The organism is Enterococcus sp. 4E1_DIV0656 (genome assembly GCF_002140695.1).
Lineage (GTDB): Bacteria > Bacillota > Bacilli > Lactobacillales > Enterococcaceae > Enterococcus_D > Enterococcus_D entomosocium.
Genome location: NZ_NGLF01000001.1, coordinates 2,216,830 through 2,235,693 on the forward strand (window position 1 = coordinate 2,216,830; position 18,864 = coordinate 2,235,693).

20 protein-coding genes are annotated in these 18,864 nt (G+C 36.9%); 18 read left to right on the forward strand and 2 right to left on the reverse strand.

The window, feature by feature from the left end:
- The 11 genes from A5882_RS19815 to A5882_RS10505 form a co-directional block, all read left to right on the forward strand.
- A partial coding sequence (locus A5882_RS19815; protein ID WP_176462020.1) for a CDP-glycerol glycerophosphotransferase family protein occupies window positions 1–1,046 on the forward strand: 1,046 nt, incomplete at its 5' end.
- Window positions 1,003–2,949 carry a glycosyltransferase gene (locus A5882_RS10460; protein WP_254908480.1) on the forward strand — a complete coding sequence of 649 codons (1,947 nt, stop codon included), beginning with the start codon at window positions 1,003–1,005 and terminating at the stop codon, window positions 2,947–2,949. The genes A5882_RS19815 and A5882_RS10460, both read left to right, overlap by 44 nt.
- A 23-nt stretch (window positions 2,950–2,972) precedes the next feature.
- Window positions 2,973–4,691, forward strand: a complete 1,719-nt coding sequence (locus tag A5882_RS10465) for a hypothetical protein (RefSeq protein WP_086372718.1) — start codon at window positions 2,973–2,975, stop codon at window positions 4,689–4,691.
- A 127-nt stretch (window positions 4,692–4,818) separates the two neighbouring features.
- Window positions 4,819–6,162 carry an endolytic transglycosylase MltG gene (mltG, locus tag A5882_RS10470; RefSeq protein WP_086299615.1) on the forward strand — a complete coding sequence of 448 codons (1,344 nt, stop codon included), beginning with the start codon at window positions 4,819–4,821 and terminating at the stop codon, window positions 6,160–6,162.
- A 115-nt stretch (window positions 6,163–6,277) separates the two neighbouring features.
- Window positions 6,278–6,757, forward strand: coding sequence for a transcription elongation factor GreA (gene greA / locus A5882_RS10475; protein WP_005229556.1), 480 nt, complete (start codon window positions 6,278–6,280; stop codon window positions 6,755–6,757).
- 152 nt (window positions 6,758–6,909) lie between these two features.
- Window positions 6,910–7,641, forward strand: a complete 732-nt coding sequence (gene liaF / locus A5882_RS10480) for a cell wall-active antibiotics response protein LiaF (protein WP_008379602.1) — start codon at window positions 6,910–6,912, stop codon at window positions 7,639–7,641.
- Window positions 7,638–8,705 carry a sensor histidine kinase gene (locus A5882_RS10485; RefSeq protein WP_008379604.1) on the forward strand — a complete coding sequence of 356 codons (1,068 nt, stop codon included), beginning with the start codon at window positions 7,638–7,640 and terminating at the stop codon, window positions 8,703–8,705. The genes liaF and A5882_RS10485 overlap by 4 nt, the downstream gene beginning before the upstream one ends.
- 3 nt (window positions 8,706–8,708) lie before the next feature.
- The gene (locus tag A5882_RS10490) at window positions 8,709–9,338 is read left to right on the forward strand and encodes a response regulator transcription factor (protein ID WP_005236913.1); all 630 of its coding nucleotides are present in this window, start codon (window positions 8,709–8,711) and stop codon (window positions 9,336–9,338) included.
- Between the two features lie 87 nt (window positions 9,339–9,425).
- Window positions 9,426–10,091, forward strand: coding sequence for a TrkA family potassium uptake protein (locus A5882_RS10495; protein WP_005229566.1), 666 nt, complete (start codon window positions 9,426–9,428; stop codon window positions 10,089–10,091).
- Between the two features lie 11 nt (window positions 10,092–10,102).
- Entirely contained in the window at window positions 10,103–10,402 is a 300-nt protein-coding gene (locus tag A5882_RS10500) for a HesB/YadR/YfhF family protein (protein ID WP_086372719.1), read from the forward strand.
- A 57-nt stretch (window positions 10,403–10,459) separates the two neighbouring features.
- Window positions 10,460–11,404, forward strand: a complete 945-nt coding sequence (locus tag A5882_RS10505) for a glycosyltransferase family 2 protein (protein ID WP_176285423.1) — start codon at window positions 10,460–10,462, stop codon at window positions 11,402–11,404.
- A gap of 64 nt (window positions 11,405–11,468) precedes the next feature.
- On the opposite strand, the gene A5882_RS10510 is transcribed toward A5882_RS10505, so the two are convergent.
- Complete coding sequence (locus A5882_RS10510; protein WP_233499097.1) at window positions 11,469–12,413, reverse strand: phosphoglycerate dehydrogenase; 945 nt, start codon at window positions 12,411–12,413, stop codon at window positions 11,469–11,471.
- A 77-nt stretch (window positions 12,414–12,490) separates the two neighbouring features.
- Window positions 12,491–13,300 carry a DUF1189 domain-containing protein gene (locus tag A5882_RS10515; protein ID WP_086372720.1) on the reverse strand — a complete coding sequence of 270 codons (810 nt, stop codon included), beginning with the start codon at window positions 13,298–13,300 and terminating at the stop codon, window positions 12,491–12,493.
- 132 nt (window positions 13,301–13,432) lie between these two features.
- Here A5882_RS10515 and A5882_RS10520 point away from each other — a divergent pair, with 132 nt between their 5' ends.
- The 7 genes from A5882_RS10520 (at window position 13,433) to A5882_RS10550 (ending at window position 18,708) form a co-directional block, all read left to right on the forward strand.
- Entirely contained in the window at window positions 13,433–13,876 is a 444-nt protein-coding gene (locus A5882_RS10520; protein ID WP_034872204.1) for a GtrA family protein, read from the forward strand.
- A gap of 76 nt (window positions 13,877–13,952) precedes the next feature.
- Window positions 13,953–14,558 (forward strand): superoxide dismutase, encoded by a 606-nt coding sequence (locus tag A5882_RS10525; protein WP_005236898.1) that lies wholly within the window; start codon window positions 13,953–13,955, stop codon window positions 14,556–14,558.
- Window positions 14,559–14,702: 144 nt separating this feature from the next.
- Entirely contained in the window at window positions 14,703–14,903 is a 201-nt protein-coding gene (locus A5882_RS10530; protein ID WP_005229578.1) for a cold-shock protein, read from the forward strand.
- Window positions 14,904–15,012: 109 nt separating this feature from the next.
- Complete coding sequence (gene tagD, locus A5882_RS10535) at window positions 15,013–15,414, forward strand: glycerol-3-phosphate cytidylyltransferase (protein ID WP_086372721.1); 402 nt, start codon at window positions 15,013–15,015, stop codon at window positions 15,412–15,414.
- Between the two features lie 168 nt (window positions 15,415–15,582).
- Window positions 15,583–16,638, forward strand: a complete 1,056-nt coding sequence (locus A5882_RS10540) for an ABC transporter ATP-binding protein (protein WP_086299612.1) — start codon at window positions 15,583–15,585, stop codon at window positions 16,636–16,638.
- A gap of 45 nt (window positions 16,639–16,683) precedes the next feature.
- The gene (locus A5882_RS10545) at window positions 16,684–17,493 is read left to right on the forward strand and encodes an ABC transporter permease (protein ID WP_086299611.1); all 810 of its coding nucleotides are present in this window, start codon (window positions 16,684–16,686) and stop codon (window positions 17,491–17,493) included.
- A gap of 186 nt (window positions 17,494–17,679) precedes the next feature.
- Window positions 17,680–18,708, forward strand: a complete 1,029-nt coding sequence (locus A5882_RS10550; protein WP_086299610.1) for an LCP family protein — start codon at window positions 17,680–17,682, stop codon at window positions 18,706–18,708.
- The last annotated feature ends 156 nt before the right edge of the window (window positions 18,709–18,864 follow it).

Consider the following 18,864-nt stretch of genomic DNA (forward strand, 5'->3'; position numbering starts at 1 on the left):
ACAGTAGATTATTTGGTCTATTAATTTCAGATCTAATTGATGCCAACGAAGTGTTGTCTATCATTGACGTGCTCATTACGGATTATTCAAGCATTTTTTTCGACTTCTTAGTTACAAAAAAACCAATCATTTTTTATGCCTGGGACAAAGATTTATACAGTTTTGAAAGAGGAATGTATCTGACAAATGATGAGTTACCAGGTCCTACTGCAGAAAACTTTGATGAGTTACTAAAATTGATTCAATCGGTGGAAGTGAATCATACCAAATATCAAAAAAAATATGAAGAGCTGGCTCAGCGTATGGTTCCATATGAAGATGGAAATGTGACAAAAAAATATGTGGAATATATTTTTAAAAAACAAGATTCAAAAAATATCACAGTTCATACAGTTAATTCAAAAAAGAAAAAGCTGCTAATATTTCCTGGTGGTATGAGGAATAATGGAATAACATCAAGCTTTTTAAATCTGACCAATAATATTGATTATTCAAAGTATGATGTTACTGTTATTTGCAATCCTTCGAGCAATGATGAAATCAATAACAATCTAAAGGCAATGAATAAAAACATTAGGCCTCTTTTCCGATTTGGAATTGACATTCTTACAAGAAAAGAAAAACTAGTTAACAAGAAATTTGCTGATCAAGGTGTGGAAATAGATCAAAGAAGTAATTATCCGGAAAACGGGTATCGTCGAGAGATGAATAGGCTTGTTGGTAATTTAAAATTTGATGTAGCAATTGATTTTAGTGGTTATAGCTATTTTTGGGGAAGGCATATTTTAGGAGCAGATGCAAAAAAATATATAGTTTTTATGCATAATGATCTCTATTCCGATTCTCGTAGAGAAGTGAATGGGAAAATGCCAATGTTTAAAGATTTAAATGGTTTGTTCTCTATTTATTATAAGTTTGATAAACTATTGAGCGTTTCACCTATGACAAGAGACGTAAATTATAGTAATTTGAAGAAATATGTTAGTAAAGAGCAAATGAGTTATGTATATAATACCTGTCTCTTATACACATCTAGATGTGTATAAGAGACAGGGATATGGAAATATACAAAGAAATTTAGCTTCTGCGGATAAAGTATTTGTCAGCAATGAGTTTACTAAAAAGGTTTTAATAAGTGACTTTGGCATCGAAAATATAGTGAAAAATGAAATTGTGATAGCTCCATCTCCAAGAAATTCTTATTTGTTTGAAAACAGAGTTGTACCAAAAAGATATTTGTATATGCCAACTTGGCGTGGTAAAAATACAAATAATGTAACGATTTCTGATAAGTTAATAAATAATTTGAAACGTTTAGATGATCTACTTCTTGATAATGAAGAGATGTTTGTAAAACTCCATCCTTACGAAGAAAATCTAATAAATTTTGATTCATATAAATTTAAACATTTGAAAAAGTTTCCCAAAGAAGAAACGTATACATTTATGCAAACAGTTGAAAAAATCATTACTGATTATTCTTCTATAATGTTTGATTTTTTAGTGACAAAGAGAGAAGTTCTACTATTTACTTTTGATGAAGAAGAGTATCAAGCAGAAAGAGGAATGTATTTAAAAATAAAAGACCTTCCATTTAAGAAAGTTACAGATCCTGAAAGTTTAATTTTAGCTTTGAGACAAAATTATATTTTTAGGAATGATGAATTCATAAAAACGTATTGTAATTCAGATAATGAAAATGGTGCATTACAAGTTATAGACTTTTTATTATCAGAAAAAAATTCCTCTAATATAATTGTTCAAAATAACTGGAATGGGAAGGAAAACGTTTTAATTTATGCCTATCAACTTGCTGAGAATGGAATAACTGCTTCTTTATTAAATTATTTTGAAACTGTTGATTTAACGAAACGAAACTATATATTGACATGGCAAGAAGGTATGATTCCAGAAAAATTAGAATATAAAATTAAAAATCTTCCCAAAGGAATTTTCACATTTATAAGTGCTGGCAAAGTGCAATCAACGATTAGTGAGTCATTTGCGACATTAAGTTATATGAATGAAAAACCAGCATCAAAAAAGTTGATCGAAGAAATGTATTTGAGAGATTTCAAAAGGCAGTATCCTAATTTGGCTCCCACATATTTTATTCATTATCCAGGATATGACCGCTCATATGCATCTTGGATGTGGATACTAAAAAAAATTGGAATCAAGACAATTATTTTTGTGCATACAGACATAGAAAAAGAAATGGAACTAAATAAGTATTTAAAAAGGAATATTTTATTTGAAGCTTACAAGGAAGCAACCAAAGTTATTTGTGTAAGCGAGACAATAAAGAAAAAAATTGATTATCTAGTTCCCAAAGCTAATACTTTTGTTAGTAATGTCTTAATAAATAAGAAAAAAGTAGAAAAGTTATCTAATTTGCCTTTTACAGATACCATACCTTTAGAACTAATTGAGAAATTTGAAAATAAATCGAATAAGATTTTTATTAATATCGGTAGATTTTCAAAACAAAAAGGTTTAGATAGATTGATAAAAGCATTTGAAACTGTTGAAGAAAAAAATGTATACTTAGTTTTAATTGAGTCATATGGCCCTGAAAAGGAAACGATCATAAATAAAATTAATAGTAGTAACAAAAAGGAGTCTATCTATCTCTTGCAGAATTTAGGAAACCCTTATAATTTATTGAAAAAAGCATCATACTTTATTTTTAGTAGTAGATACGAAGGATTAGGAATGGTTGTATTAGAAGCACTAGCCGTAAATACACCAGTAATAATGACTGAAGTACCTGAAACATTAGAAATTTTAGATGGAGCAGATAAAACAATAGTAGTCGAAAATTCGATAGAGGGTTTGATAAAAGGGTTTGATCTAGGTATTAAAAATATTTTACCTAATGAAAAGTTTATGTTTTCATCGTATGAAGAAAGAGCATTAAGTACTTGGGAAAAAATTTTTAAAGATTAGTATTTTATGTAGGGAGTTGTAGTATGTATTTAAACAAAGTTACAGGATGGAAAAAAAGCATATCAATTTGGATGATATTTGCCATTTTATCGGTAATTATCCAAAGTCCACAAATATTTTCAAAAGGTTATGTTCTTGGCGTTGATTCTATTTTTCATATGAATAGAATATATGAGACTATGATGCAACTAAAAACTGGGGATTTTAATTATTTTATCTCTTTGTTTTCCTATCAACAATCTGCAAGAATTGTTAATGCATTTTATGGTCCTGGAATGTCATATATACTGGGAGCATTATTGCTGTTTTTGGGAAGTTGGGTTAAGTTTCAGTTAGTTACATCTTTTTTGGTTAACATTATCGGTGCATATGGAATCTATCGCATTGCAAAAAAATTATCAATGAGAGACAGTTTAGCAATTCTCTCTGGTGCTATCTATATGAGTACTTATTTTGTTGCCTCTTGGAATATCGCAGGATCTTTTACAGGGATTGGAAATATGCTCATACCTTATGTCATGTATTATGGTATTGAGATGTTAGTAGATAAAAAACATAATTTTTCAGTGCTAGGTTTAGGATTGAGTATGGGAGTCTTACTTCAAACGCATGTGTTTTCCTCACTCCTAGCAACTTTAGTCCTATTACCTTGTGTGATATATGCTTTTATAAAGACTACTTTAAAAAAAGAATTCTTGTTTAAAATGCTCTTTTCCATAGGTATAGCCATATTGTTAAGCTTAAACGTTTGGTTAGGAATGTTTTATCTTTTAAAGGATAATCAATTATTGCAAACAGTTCCGTTAGACTTACTAAAAAATGCAGTGTATTTCTTGCCTGAAAAGGGAAATGGACAAGCGAATATTGGAATTGTACTTAGTTCTTTGTTCTTTTTCCAAGTAATTAATTTAATTATAAATTGGAAAAATATAAACAATACAATAAAAATTTTAATGACTACTGGAAGTATATTCTTACTAGTATCAAGTCGTTTTTTTCCATGGAGTATCTTCTCAAAATTATTCCCAGCGTTGGAATCATTCTTACAGTTTCCATCAAGGCTTATTATCGTGCCGACAATTTTATTGTTAGTTACTTTTGAATATACCTGCAAATATTTAAAGAAAGAAATGGTATTAGTAGTGTTAGGCACAGCAACCTTTTTTTCAATTTCCATGGCTCAAGATAGAGTGATGTCTCGAATGACAGAATGGAACTCTGAAAATGTGTTAGCCTCACCAAATAAGAAACCGTCAAACATATCAGCCAAAGAATTAAGAAATATCATTAGGAGTAGTGATCTTGGGAAAATATTGGATGTTGTAAGAAAAGGGACTTCTGACTACTTACCATTAAAAGAACCGTTGAGTAACCAAGATTTTGAACTTTTTGATCCGTATTCCAAATACTGGGAATATGTAATTAATCCAAATCCAAATTTTGAGAAAAAAGTATCAGACGGAGATATCATCGTTTCTTGGGAATCAGGTGATGAGGAAATGATTAATGTACCTATATTTAAATACGAGGATACTGTAATTAAAGACCTTTCTTCAGGAAAAACCATTAGTGTACGCACAACCGATATTGGAACAATCCAGTTAAATGCAAATGAAGTAAGTGCAATAAGAATTTCGTATCCGATTCCTTTGACTATTAAAATTTCTATTTTTATTTCAGGAATTACTTTCATTATTTGTTTAAGCTACACTATTATTAATCAAGTTAAAAAAAATATATAAAAATATTTTGTTATATAATCTTTTTAACTTTGGAATGAAACGAATTTGAAACTAATTCTATTCCACTCCTCCTAACTTTCGTGTATAATGGTACAAGCCAGTATTACGAAAGTTAGGAGGAGTTGTTTTGAGTAAACAACATCCAGAGGATAGATCCTTTAAAGACGAAGTATTAGGAGCTTTAAAGCAACCTCAATCAGATCAAACCCAGGAAAGCGATGGTTTGAACGAGCGTCCTATTCAACAACCTCAAGAAGAGGTGGGTTCGCGAACTGCAAGTGGAAAGACCAAAAATAAACAAGCAAAGCAAGCTGCTACAAGTCGTAGGGCAGCAGCGGAAGAAGTGCCCATAGCTGAAGGTGGGGAAACGCAATTGCGCAAGCAGCAACGCAAAAAAGAAGATCGGATTGTCAATCGGATCGTTTTGATCGTAGTCCTTGCTCTGCTCGTCATCGGTGGTGTTTTAGGATTTTCAATGTATCGTTATGTAACATCAGGATTGCAGCCGTTGAATCCAGAAGATACAGAAACGGTGGCAGTTGAGATTCCTAGTGGATCGTCCAACAAAGCAATTGGAGAAATATTGGAAGAAGACAATATCATTAAAAGTGGTATGATCTTTAACTATTATACGAAATTCAATAATTTAACTGGATTTCAAGCAGGAAATTATCATTTTTCTCCTAGTATGACTTTGGATCAAATCTCAAAGATGCTGCAAAATGGCGAAGGTTCGGTCACCTCTGATGCAAAAGTGACGATTCCAGAAGGGTTTGATGTGGATCAAATCGGTGATGCTCTAGCGGAAGCAACAAATATCTCGAAAGACGATTTCTTAGCTTTGATGGAAAGCGATGAGTTCTTTGAAAAAATGAAAGAAACCTATCCTGAGCTTTTAGCAAGTGCCGGCGATGCGCAAGGCGTGCGTTACCGACTAGAAGGATACTTGTTCCCAGCGACGTATGACTACTATACAGGGAATACCCTAGAAGAAGTCGTTACCCAAATGGTGGATAAATCAAATTCAGTCTTGTCCAAATATTTCGATCAAATTGCTCAAAAAGAAATGACGGTCCAAGAAGTCCTTACATTGGCTTCACTTGTTGAAAAAGAGGGTAGTAAGCTAGAAGATCGTAAAAATATCGCACAGGTATTCTTCAATCGTTTAGCGATTGATATGCCGCTGCAATCGGATATTTCGATTCTATACGCGTTAGGTGAGCACAAAGAGCTAGTCACTTATGAGGACACTCAAGTTGACTCTCCTTATAATCTCTATGTGCATACTGGCTACGGACCTGGACCATTCAACAATCCAAGCGAAGCAGCGATCCAAGCTGTCTTAGATCCAACACCGAACAACTACTATTATTTCGTTGCTGACATTCAAACCCAAGAAGTTTACTTTGCGGAAACCTATGAACAGCATATGCAATTAGTGGAACAATATGTAAACAATACCTCAAATTAAATTTTCATAGGTTTATAGTTTACATTTAAAAAAAAGCATGGTAATCTTTTGTGGACTCATCGCAAAAGATTACCTTTTGCGATTTATTAGAAGTTACTAAAAGGAGAAAAGAACTATGGTAGAAAAAGTTTACCCAATGACACTTGAAGGAAAAGAAAAGCTAGAACAAGAATTAGAAGAATTGAAAACGGTAAAACGCGGCGAGATCATTGAACGTATCAAGGTAGCCCGCAGTTTTGGCGATTTATCCGAAAACTCCGAGTATGAGTCTGCTAAAGATGAACAAGCGTTTGTCGAAGGCCGAATCACTACTTTAGAAAATATGATTCGTTTTGCAGAGATCATTGATAATGAGGGTGTAGACTCTGATGAAGTTTCCATCGGAAAAACTGTGATTTTTGTTGAGTTGCCTGATGGTGACGAAGAAGAGTACATGATCGTTGGTAGTGCTGAAGCAGATCCGTTTTCTGGTAAAATTTCCAATGATTCACCAATCGCTCGTGCTTTGATTGGGAAAAAAGTCAATGATGAAGTGACGATCTCAACGCCAGGCGGAGATATGCAAGTAAGAATCACAGAAGTAAAGAAAAGCTAGTCGCTTGATCACTAGGTAGATTTAGGTGACCCTGTTGTTCATTCTCCTTTAGGGAAATTGATCAAACAGGGTCTTTTTTCGGACCAGCGACGGATGGACAAACCATTTTTTTCAGGTATGATAAAGTAGAATTATTAGGAGGAGGAGCTTGAATGAAAAGTCCTTGGCGTTTTTTCTTTATTGTTGAAGCGCTCTTACTGCTTTTTGCGGTATGGCAAATTTTATCTAATCCGCCATTATTATTTTTATTAATACTTGGTGTGACGTGCTTGGTCCTTGTGAACCGAAGTGAGCGCAAGAGCAATTTTAAAAATTTCTTGATGGTCTCAAGTTCCATTGCTATTTTGATCAGTTTGTTAAATAGTCCAGCACTGTGGCTGATGCTGATTTTTGCGATTTTATTTATTGGTTTAAAAGGAGTCGAGATTACCGGAATCGACTTAACTAAAAATTCATTCTGGCGCAAAAAACAAATGATTATCGTTGAAACTGAAGAACCCAAAGTGGATCATCCGCTGAAACAAAAGCAGCAATGGTTAGGCAATGAACGGATCGGCAGTCAAGTCTATGAATGGGACGATATCAATTTAGATATCTTGACGGGAGACACTTTCATCGATCTAGGCAACACTTTATTGCCTAAGAAAGAAAACGTCGTGATCGTACGAAAAGGCTTTGGTAGAACTCGTATTTTAGTGCCTGCTGGCATAGCGATCAAATTAGAGCACAGTACTTTTATTGGCTCCGTTATCTTTGAAGGCGAAGAAACGAGCTTGAAAAATGAAAAAGTGACGATTTACAGCCCGGATTATGGCGAAAATAGTCGGCGTTTGAAAATCTTAACGAATACCCTTGTTGGTGATGTTGAGGTGATTCGGGTATGATTGGGAAATTTTCAAGAGGCATGATCGCTTTTTACGCAGGATTAGCAAGTTTTTTCACCATGATATTGATGCTGTTTTCCTATTTGTATGCCAGTGGGAAAAATAATTGGCTGATAGAAGTCTTTCAAATCAAACTCTTTTTTATCCCAATCGTCTTTCACTTACTTGTAATATCTGCATTGATTGCTTTAGCTGTCTTTTTACTGATTTCTTTTTTTCGCAACCGTCAATACGGTCCGGTGGAAGAAAAGCTAAGACTGTTAGCCAGCGGCTATATCGATAGCCCTTTATTGGAAACAAAGATCCCACATGCGTCTGAAAACCATTTGATTGCGAATGTGGATCGTGATATTGCCAGTATCCAATCGAAGATGAAACAGATGTCGATGGAATTACAGCAATTGAATGCGAAACCGCAGTTTGTTGATGGTCAGACGAAAGAAGAGATTTTAGAAGCAGAAAGGCAGCGTCTGGCTCGTGAACTGCACGACTCTGTTTCTCAACAGCTGTTTGCCGCCATGATGATGATGTCTGCACTGAATGAGCAAGCGATTCGAACAGATGCTCCAGAAAGCCAAAAGAAACAGTTAGCTATGGTCACAGACATTATCAATGCTTCGCAATCTGAAATGCGGGCGCTCTTGCTTCATCTACGACCTGTAACTTTGGAAGGGAAGAGTCTAAAGCAAGGAATCGAGCAATTGTTAAAGGAATTAGAGACCAAAATCAAAATTCTATTGACTTGGGATATTGAAGACTTTACGATGCCTAGTTCGATTGAAGATCAACTCTTTCGTGTGATCCAAGAACTCTTGTCTAATACCCTGCGTCACGCGAAAGCTGATGAGTTAGAAGTATACTTGCATCGCATCGATAATAACGTGTTATTGCGGGTGATCGATGACGGAGTTGGCTTTGATCCCCAAGATCAAAAGGCCGGCAGCTATGGCTTGATGAATATCCGAGAACGGGTAAGTGCTGTTGGCGGAACGTTGAAAATTATTAGTTTTAAAAATCAAGGAACCAGTATTGAAATCAAAGTTCCACTGTTGAAGGAGGCATAACGTATGATTAAAGTGTTGTTAGTTGATGACCATGAAATGGTTCGTCTGGGGGTCTCTTCTTATCTATCAATTCAAGACGATATAGAAGTAATTGGGGAAGCGGAAAATGGTCGAGTCGGGTATGAAAAGGCATTGGAATTACGTCCAGATGTGATTTTGATGGATTTGGTGATGGATGAAATGGATGGGATCGAATCTACGAAATTGATTTTAAATGATTGGCCAGAAGCAAAAATCATCATCGTCACTAGTTTTATTGATGACGAGAAAGTCTATCCTGCAATTGAAGCGGGTGCGGCCGGTTACCTGTTAAAGACGTCTACTGCTCATGAGATTGCGGAAGCCATTCGTGCAACCCAGCGAGGAGAGAGGGTCTTAGAACCCGAAGTCACCACGAAAATGATGGATCGTTTGACGAATCGGACACCAATCCTACATGAAGATTTGACCAATCGGGAACAAGAAGTGTTACTGTTGATCGCTGAAGGAAAGAGCAACCAAGAGATTGCGGATTCACTCTTCATTACGCTGAAAACAGTGAAGACACATGTGTCAAATATCTTATCAAAATTAGAAGTAGAAGATCGTACGCAAGCTACGATATATGCTTTTAAACATGGCTTGATAAAATAAAATCTTAATAATCATACCTCCTCATGGCAAGCAGGGGAGGTTTTTGTTATACTAAATAATGATCTGGCAAACAAAGGAGCGTTTGTGGTGAAGCAAAATTATGCAATTATTGGATTAGGTCGTTTCGGTGGAAGTATTTGTCGTACGTTGATTGAATCAGGTCAAGAAGTGTTGGCAATCGATAGCAACGAAGATCGTGTCAATGAATATATGAATATCGCCACCCATGCGGTGGTCGGCAACGCACAAGATGAGATGACGTTGCGTTCATTGGGTATCCGTAACTTTGACCATGTCATTGTTGCGATAGGTGAAGATATTCAAGCCAGTATATTGGTCACACTGATGGTTAAAGAAATGGGTGTTCCTAATATCTTAGCCAAAGCCCAAAACGAATACCATGCCCGTGTACTGGAAAAACTCGGCGCAGACCGTGTCGTCCATCCTGAACGTGATATGGGGATTCGCATCGCCCATAATCTAGTTTCCAAAAATATCTTAGATTATATTGAACTATCTGACGAATTTTCTCTAGCAGAGATTCGCGTGTCCAATCCACGCTTTTTCAATAAATCCCTGATTGAGCTGAATTTTCGACAAAAGTATGGTCTGACAGTCGTTGCGATTCGTCGTGGACCAGGACAAGTGATCGTTTCGCCTGATGCAGAGGCAATCGTGCGTGAAAATGACAATTTACTCGTGATCGGCAATACAGATGATGTAGATATACTCGATGAACATATGAATGATTAGGAGTGAAGAAAATGAACTTAACAATAAGTCCTGAAGCAATGCAATGGTTCAAAAAAGAGTTGGAGGTAGACCAAGGAAGCGGGATTCGTTTTTTTGGAAAAATTTATGGAAAGACACAAGTGCATGACGGATTTTCCGTGGGGATGTCAGTGGACAAACCAGAACATCCGATCGTTGAACAAACCATTGACGGCTTGCTTTTTTTTATTGATGAAGCGGATGAGTGGTTTTTCAAAGGCTATAATCTGACAGTTGATTATGATCAAACGTTGGATGAACCGAAGTACGATTTTAGTGAAGATAAAAAATAATGTGGATTCGGTCATAGCTGACCGGCTTCCCACGATTGGCTCTAGGAGATGAAACCGATGTTATCAATTGTTGTACCTTGTTTTAATGAAGAGGCGAGCTTGCCGATATTCTTTGAGGAAACAGAAAAAGTGAAGAGACAATTAAATATGCCCTTTGAATATATTTTTGTCAATGATGGCTCTTCAGATCAAACACTACCTGTTTTAAGAGAGTTATATCGTGCCCACCCCGACAGTGTTCGCTATTTATCTTTTTCGAGAAACTTTGGCAAAGAAGCGGCACTTTATGCAGGCTTACAAGCGGCGAAAGGCGATTTTGTCACTGTGATGGACGCAGATCTACAAGACCCGCCGACATTACTGCCAGAAATGTTTGCGATGCTGGAAGCAAAACCAGAGCTTGATTGTGTGGGGACTAGACGGGCGGATCGCAAAGGAGAACCGAAGATCCGTAGTTTTTTCTCAGATGCTTTTTATAATATTATCAACAAGATTGCCGATACCGAAATGGTAAATGGTGCTCGAGATTTTCGCTTGATGCGCCGTAATATGGTAGATGCCGTTTTACAACTGTCTGAATACAATCGCTTTTCCAAAGGGATCTTCAGTTGGGTCGGCTTTGATACAGAATACATCGCCTATGAGAACCGGGAACGAGTCGCTGGTGAGACATCGTGGTCATTTTGGAAACTATTTCAATATTCGATCGACGGTATCGTCAACTTTTCGGATACCCCTCTGAACATTGCTTCTTTTATTGGTGCGCTTTCCTGTTTTGGCTCTCTGATCGCATTGATCTTTATTGTGATCAGAACCTTTATCTTTGGTGATCCAACAACTGGTTGGCCATCGATGGTTAGCATTTTCTTATTTGTGGGCGGCTTGCAATTGCTTTGTTTGGGAATCATCGGGAAATATATTGGGAAAATTTTCTTAGAAACCAAAAATAGACCCTTATATTTCTTGAAAGAAACTGAAAAAGACCAAGAAAAACAACGATAAATTAAAAGTGTACAATCTGAAGGTTTCGCCTCCAACTGTACACTTTTTTTGCGGAAAGAATTTGTTAGTAGCCTTTATCCAAGTTTATCTCATTTTTTTCAAGTTCTTGTTTCGCCAAAAATTGTTGGAGATTCGCTAAGAAAATGGCCATAAATGCCTTTTGAAAATGGGGCGTATGCCCTGAGATATGGGGTGTTATCAAAAGGTTCTCGATGAGCCATAACGGATCATTCTCGGGCAAGGGCTCTTCTTCAAAAACATCCAGTGCGGCAAATGCTATCTGCTTTTTTTCTAGGGCTTTTGCTAATGCAGTGGTATCCACACTTGGCCCGCGGCCGACATTATAAAAGGAAGCACTAGGTTTCATTTGGGCAAAAAAAGCTGCATCATACAAGTGATTGGTTTCTTCCGTCAGAGGAAGGATGTTGATGACGCAATCGGCGGTTTTTGCGCAAGCGTGTAAGTCAGATAACGCAAACGTTTTTTCAAAACCTGTCACGTCATGCCCGCTAGTATTGATACCAATGGGACTTACACCAAAAAAGGTCAATGCTTGAGCTAACTTTTGGCCAATTTGTCCTGTACCAACGATCAAAATCTCTTGGTCCGACAATTTTGTATAGTGAATTGTATTCGGTGACCATTGCTGTTTTCTCTGTTGCTGAATTGCTTGGAAAATCCCGCGGTTTTCCATAAATAGTAGAGCCAACAAATGGTCTGTGATCGATTCGGCATGGATGCCGCTGCCGTTAGATAAGCGAATATTGTATTTCGCAAACTCTTTTAATGGTAAGGTGTCTACGCCAGCTGAAATCGCTTGGACCCATTTCAAATTTGTTTTCTCCGTTAGCAGGTAGTCCTTCCATTCCGACTTCCAACCAATGGTGATTTCTACTTGTGACCAATCAATTGCTTGGTCCTTTGTGTACACAAGAAATTGATAGTCTTTTTCGATTTGTTTCACATATGTGTCGCGAAACTCTCGAGTGGCTAAGATTATTTTTTTCATTGCCAAGCCTCCTTTTAACTTAAGTGTAGCAAAGAATGAGAAAAAAACCATGTTCAAGGAATTGAACATGGCCTAGATTAGGTTTTAAACTGAATTTTTGGAGAATGTTTGACCCCTTGTGTGAATAAGAATAAAGAACCAAACAAAATAAAGGTGGTTGCATCGAAGGAAGGCAATAGTAGTTGTACGATTACACTAATAAGCGTAGGCAATGCAGCACTTACGATCAGAATCTTTAAATTTTCAAAGAAAGTATAGGAGAATCGTTTTAATCTTGTATAGATTGTTGCAATAAAGGTCCCCATCACTAAGGTGATCAGCAAGCTGACAAATGATGGATACAATGCAACAAAAAAGACAATGAGTTTGATTAGCCATGGAATTGCTTGGTTTGATAGCGCTTCTCGAATCGCCTGACCGTTAAGATTGCGCAGCGCAGGCTCACTGTAATCAAATTCTAATTGATTAGAATCTAACATTGACGTCGATAAGCCAGAAGAGGGGATACGGATGACCAGCTGATCTTTTAACAAGCCAACAGCGATGACAGAGCCAGTAACATCAGATGCAATATCTGCTGGCGTACGGTTGCCATCTGGATCGAAAGTAAAGATGATCGAATCGGTTTGATAAATGAAACCTTGCGTATCCGGCGCTTTAGCAAGCTGCCCATTTTCGATCGTAAAATCTGGAATCGATTCTCCAATTTTTTGTCCGTCTGCTTGCACATCGCGAAAGACACCTAATACATTGATGGTCATCGGTACCGCGATAAGCACGGAGGCGCTTAATAGAAAAACGATTACTTTGGAAAATTCTGCTTTTTTGACAAATTTTAAATCAGGTATTCGGAAAAAAGCAATTTTAAATAGTTGGACGATAGTCATTTGCTGATGAACTCCTTTGTGGTATAACTAGAGTAATTGTAACGAAGGGTTCTTTGAATTACAAGGAATTCACAAAAAAAGAACCAATAATCGAATGAATGAATAAATAAAGAAATGAAAGTAGGCAAAAGAATGCAAAAGTACAACGAATACAAGCAGTTCTTGCAGCAAAAAAAGTTGTGGGAGCCGATTACGTATTTATTTTTTGGTGGATTAACGACTGTAGTCAACATTGTCGTCTATCTCATTTTTCGTGAAGGATTTGGTCTTTATTACCAGACAGCGAATGTGATTTCATGGATTGCTTCTGTTTTGTTCGCCTACTTTACAAATAAGTTATGGGTTTTTGAAGCAAAAACCGAGACAAAGCAAGAGTCATGGGCGGCATTTGGGAAGTTCATTTTCTTTCGTGTCTTATCATTAGGCTTAGATATGCTTTGTATGTATCTATTTATTTCAATTTTGGCAACCGGCGATCTAGTTGCCAAGCTGGTCACCCAAGTTGTTGTTGTTTTGGCAAACTATGTGTTTAGTAAATTTTTGATTTTCAATACGAAAAAAAGTGAGAAAAAGTAAGCATATTTTTTGAACAAAGTCTGATAGTCTGATAATGTTACTTATGTAAACATTATCATTGAGGAGGAATTTTTTTATGACTTACACATTACCAGATTTACCTTACGCATACGATGCATTAGAACCATACATTGATGAAGAAACGATGCATTTGCATCATGATAAACACCATAACACTTATGTAACAAACTTAAACGCAGCGATTGAAAAACACCCTGAATTAGGTGAAAAAACAGTTGAAGAATTATTAGCTGACTTTTCTTCTGTGCCAGAAGATATTCAAACAGCGGTTCGTAACAATGGCGGCGGCCATGCTAACCACACGTTCTTCTGGGAAATCTTAGGCCCAAATGCTGGCGGTGAACCTACTGGAGCTATCAAAGAGGCAATTGACGAAGCTTTCGGCAGCTTTGAAGACTTCAAAGAAGAATTCAAAACGGCTGCAACCGGACGTTTTGGTTCAGGTTGGGCATGGTTAGTCGTTAAAGATGGCAAATTAGCAATCACCTCAACAGCGAATCAAGATTCACCATTGATGGATGGCCAAACACCTGTCTTAGGTTTAGATGTTTGGGAACATGCGTATTACTTGAAATACAAAAATGTTCGTCCAGATTACATCAATGCTTTCTGGAGTGTTGTTAACTGGGACAAAGTAAACGAATATTTCGCAAAAGCTTAAACAATTTACTAGAAAGAAGCCTGCTAAAAGGCTTCTTTTTTTGTGGATAGAAAGAATCGTTTTGATATTGCTAACGCTTACATAATCCGCTATAATAAAGGCGACGGAATCGTCGGATTATAATTATTGGAGGCTTTACACACTATGGAACATGGGAAAGTAAAATGGTTCAACAACGAAAAAGGGTTTGGTTTTATCACAGTTGACGGTGGCGATGATGTATTTGTTCACTTTTCTGCCATTCAAGGAGACGGTTTTAAGTCACTTGAAGAAGGTCAAGAAGTTGAATTTACGATCGTTGAAGGTGCCCGCGGACCTCAAGCAGCAGAAGTGACCAAAGTCTAAATCAGAACGGAAAAGCTGAGTAAGCCCTCAGCTTTTTTAATTTGCTATTTCTCGCCATATTTGGTATCTTCAATACATTAGTAAGACTAGGAAGCGAAGAGGGATAAGCATGAAACGAGTAATTACTTACGGAACATTTGATTTATTGCATTATGGACATATCAATCTTTTGCGTCGTGCAAAAGAGCAAGGCGATTATTTGATCGTGGCACTATCAACGGATGAATTTAATTGGAACGAAAAACAAAAAAAATGCTACTTTTCTTATGAGAAAAGAAAGCAATTATTAGAAGCGATTCGGTATGTGGATCTAGTGATTCCTGAAGAAGGGTGGGCACAAAAAGTTTCCGATGTCAAAGAATATCATGTGGATACCTTTGTTATGGGAGACGATTGGGCTGGCAAATTTGATTTTATTCAAGAAGAAACAGATGCTGAAGTGATCTATCTAGAACGGACCCCGGAAATATCAACTACTCAAATCAAAAAAGATTTGAAACTTAACAATTAAAAGGACTATTATAAAAAAGCATCTTTTACAGATGTTTTTTTTATTGAGCCCAACTTCAAGAAATTAAGATTTTATTACTAGTTTTTCATTGATTATTTGTTCAGAACACAAAATATGGTATGATGTTTTGTGAGTTGACTCGATCAATTAGAAATTCTATGAGAATGGATGAAGAAAGTGGAAAAAGAAATCAAAGTCCGTGCAACTTTAGTGACGAAAGAATACGACTTATATAAAAAGAAAGCGGATAAAGTAAAAGCGCTATTCAAGTTCTATCATCGCAATGTTCCTCGATTTTGGGCCTTAAAAGGGATCAGCTTCGATGTGAAAGCCGGCGAATCAGTAGGGATCATTGGAATCAATGGTTCTGGGAAATCAACTTTATCCAACGTGATCAGTGGGATTATCCCACCGACATCTGGTACGATGGAAGTAAATGGTGACACCTCGATTATCGCAATCGGTGCGGGGTTAAAATATCAGCTGACTGGGTTAGAAAATATTCGGCTCAAAGCATTGATGTCTGGAATGACTAATAAAGAAATTGATGAAAAAATGCCTGAGATCGTGGCCTTTGCTGATTTGGGTGACTTTATCAATCAACCGGTTAAAAGCTATTCCAGTGGGATGAAATCACGGTTAGGCTTTGCTATTGCTGTTCATAATGATCCAGATATTTTAGTTATTGATGAAGCTTTGTCTGTCGGTGATGAAACTTTTTATCAAAAATGTGTGGATAAAATCATGGAATTTAAAGCAGCCGGAAAAACCATCTTTTTTGTCAGTCATGCTTTAGGACAGGTAGAAAAACTTTGCGACCGAACGATTTGGATGCACTATGGTGATTTACGGATGTTTGGTCCTACTGAAGAAGTAATGGCTGAATATCGCAAATTCATTGATTGGTTCAAAAAGCAGCCAAAGAAAGAGCAAAAAGCGTATCAAGACAATTATAAAGAAGACCAGAAAGCCTTTAATTTGGAGAAATTAGCAGAAAAAAGCCGTGAAGATCACTTCTTGCAACAACAAAATCTTTCGGACCAAATGATCCAAAAAAACTTGAAACGTACACCTTTAGGGGAAAAAATGAGCTGGCCAACCAAAGGAATCCTAGGTTTGGTAGTAGCCGCAACGATATTTTGTTCGCTGGTTTCTTTTAGTGGGCGTTCGATTACTTACGCAATTAAGAATCCCGTTGAAACGATCAGTCAAGTTTTCAAATAAAGAAGATGTTTCTTTGTTTAGTTCATATAGAAAAGGAAGAAGTTTGTGAAAGAGATTGCTGCAGTTATAAAAGAACAATTTAAGCATGCGGGAATTATATTCCGGATGTCTCGATATGAGGATAAGGCTACTTATCAGAGCCATTATTTGGGATTAGCTTGGCAAATATTAAATCCTGCGATTCAAATCGGTATTTATTATTTGGTTTTCGGGTTAGGAGTGAACGGGAATAGAAAAATTGATGGCGTTCCTTTTATTATCTGGATGCTGATTGGGATCACTGCTTGGTTTTATATTAATGCATCTGTACTAGGCGCTTCTAATAGTATTCACCGACAAGTTGGAATGGTAGCAAAAATGAAGTTCCCAGTAAGCATTTTACCATCGATCAATATTATAAGTAATTTGTCATCCTACATTCCTATGGTGGCAATCGTCGTAGGTTCGTTATTCATAGCAGGTGTGACACCAAGCATCTATTGGTTACAATTTATTTATTACTTTCTTGCGATGGTCATATTCCTATTTGCTTTTGGTCTATTGAATGCGACCATAACAGTACTGATACGTGACTATCATATTTTTCTACAGTCTGTTTTGAGATTATTATTTTATGTTTCTGGTCCGATTTGGGATATTAATAACCGAAATATGCCTGTTTGGTTAATCAAGATTCTTCGCTTGAATCCATTTTACTATTTAATCGAAGGATTTCGTGATGCTTTCCTTTCCCGTGCATGGGTTTGGGAAAAAACGACTTACACACTTATATTCTGGTGTTTAACTTTGATGCTTCTTATTTTAGGAAGCCATCTGCATATGAAGTTTCGTGCTCGTTTTGTGGATTATATTTAAAAAAGTGACTATTTGCGGTGCACTCTCTAACTTAGAGGGTGCACTTTATTTTTGTTTTATTTTTGTTTATTTCAAAGAAGTTACGGAAGGATTAAATATGAAGTTGATGCATGATAGCGATTGCTGAAAGATGCGTTTTGTGGGAAAATTTATTTGATGAGTGAATTTTTATTGGCGAGGTGTAAGATGCGGAGATATCAAAAGGTAATTTTAGGTATTTTAGTCGTGTTAGTGGTTGGAATCATTGGAGTAACGATCTACGGGATGCAGGTTTATCAAGAGACGAATGCCACTTTTAATCAAATCTCTCACGCTGTTGATCGGAAAACAGACAAACGAGAGGAAGCGATCAGCATTGAAGATCGAGATCCGTTTTCCATTTTGCTAATGGGAATCGACACTGGGGCTTTAGGGCGAACCGAACAAGGTCGTTCGGATAGTATGATGGTGGTGACGGTAAATCCAGAAAAAAAACAGTCAACGATCATTAGCCTTGACCGTGATATTTATACACAAATCGTTGGGTACAATACGATCGATAAGCTGAATCATGCTTATGCTTTTGGTGGGGAGGCCATGGCCATGGACTCTGTTGAAAATCTCTTGGACATTCCTATCGATCACTATGTGACGATCAATATGCAGGGTATGCGGGATCTGATCGATGCAGTTGGGGGCATCGAGGTGACAAATGCTATCGATTTTACTTTAGAAGGTGTTCATGTCCCTGAAGGGCGAATTACTTTAGATGGTAAGACAGGTCTGGCTTATGCAAGAATGCGAAAACAAGATCCGGAAGGGGATATCGGTCGCCAAAGACGGCAAAGAGAAGTGGTTACGAAAATTCTTCAAAAAGTTATGAGTCTGGATGGTATCAGTAATTACCAAAAGATTCTTAAGGCGGTTGAAAAGAATTCGAAGACGGATCTTACGTGGGATGATATGATGGACATCGCTACCAATTATATCCCTGCTTTTACGACCATCAAACAAGAGCAACTCCAAGGAGAAGGGCAACTGATTGGTGGAGTGTATTATCAGTTATTGGGGACGAATCAGTTGTTACATACGCAAAATTTATTAAAGGAGCAGTTGCAACTTCCGACGAACGAGGGTTTGACCCAAGGCGACGAATTTACTAACGGATCGCCTAATTATCAGTTATACGACGACAGTCTGACCTTTTCAGAAGAAAACTCAACAACTGGAGAGTAGCTAGTTTCTTTAGAAGCCTAAAAAGCAGGATGACCGAAAGTCCTCCTGCTTTTTAGTTTTCCACAAAAGCACCAACGGAAATCTTGTTTCACGAAACCATCAAATGAAAAAACATAAGAAAGCTTAAAAAAACAATTTTTTCATGAAAGAATGAAA

Coding starts and splice junctions, on each gene's coding strand:
- A5882_RS10460 (WP_254908480.1), top strand. CDS start 1,003: ATGTATATAATACCTGTCTCTTATACACATCTAGATGTGTATAAGAGA.
- A5882_RS10465 (WP_086372718.1), top strand. CDS start 2,973: ATGTATTTAAACAAAGTTACAGGATGGAAAAAAAGCATATCAATTTGG.
- greA (WP_005229556.1), top strand. CDS start 6,278: ATGGTAGAAAAAGTTTACCCAATGACACTTGAAGGAAAAGAAAAGCTA.
- liaF (WP_008379602.1), top strand. CDS start 6,910: ATGAAAAGTCCTTGGCGTTTTTTCTTTATTGTTGAAGCGCTCTTACTG.
- A5882_RS10485 (WP_008379604.1), top strand. CDS start 7,638: ATGATTGGGAAATTTTCAAGAGGCATGATCGCTTTTTACGCAGGATTA.
- A5882_RS10490 (WP_005236913.1), top strand. CDS start 8,709: ATGATTAAAGTGTTGTTAGTTGATGACCATGAAATGGTTCGTCTGGGG.
- A5882_RS10500 (WP_086372719.1), top strand. CDS start 10,103: ATGAACTTAACAATAAGTCCTGAAGCAATGCAATGGTTCAAAAAAGAG.
- A5882_RS10505 (WP_176285423.1), top strand. CDS start 10,460: ATGTTATCAATTGTTGTACCTTGTTTTAATGAAGAGGCGAGCTTGCCG.
- A5882_RS10510 (WP_233499097.1), bottom strand. CDS start 12,413: ATGAAAAAAATAATCTTAGCCACTCGAGAGTTTCGCGACACATATGTG.
- A5882_RS10515 (WP_086372720.1), bottom strand. CDS start 13,300: ATGACTATCGTCCAACTATTTAAAATTGCTTTTTTCCGAATACCTGAT.
- A5882_RS10520 (WP_034872204.1), top strand. CDS start 13,433: ATGCAAAAGTACAACGAATACAAGCAGTTCTTGCAGCAAAAAAAGTTG.
- A5882_RS10525 (WP_005236898.1), top strand. CDS start 13,953: ATGACTTACACATTACCAGATTTACCTTACGCATACGATGCATTAGAA.
- A5882_RS10530 (WP_005229578.1), top strand. CDS start 14,703: ATGGAACATGGGAAAGTAAAATGGTTCAACAACGAAAAAGGGTTTGGT.
- tagD (WP_086372721.1), top strand. CDS start 15,013: ATGAAACGAGTAATTACTTACGGAACATTTGATTTATTGCATTATGGA.
- A5882_RS10540 (WP_086299612.1), top strand. CDS start 15,583: ATGAAGAAAGTGGAAAAAGAAATCAAAGTCCGTGCAACTTTAGTGACG.
- A5882_RS10550 (WP_086299610.1), top strand. CDS start 17,680: ATGCGGAGATATCAAAAGGTAATTTTAGGTATTTTAGTCGTGTTAGTG.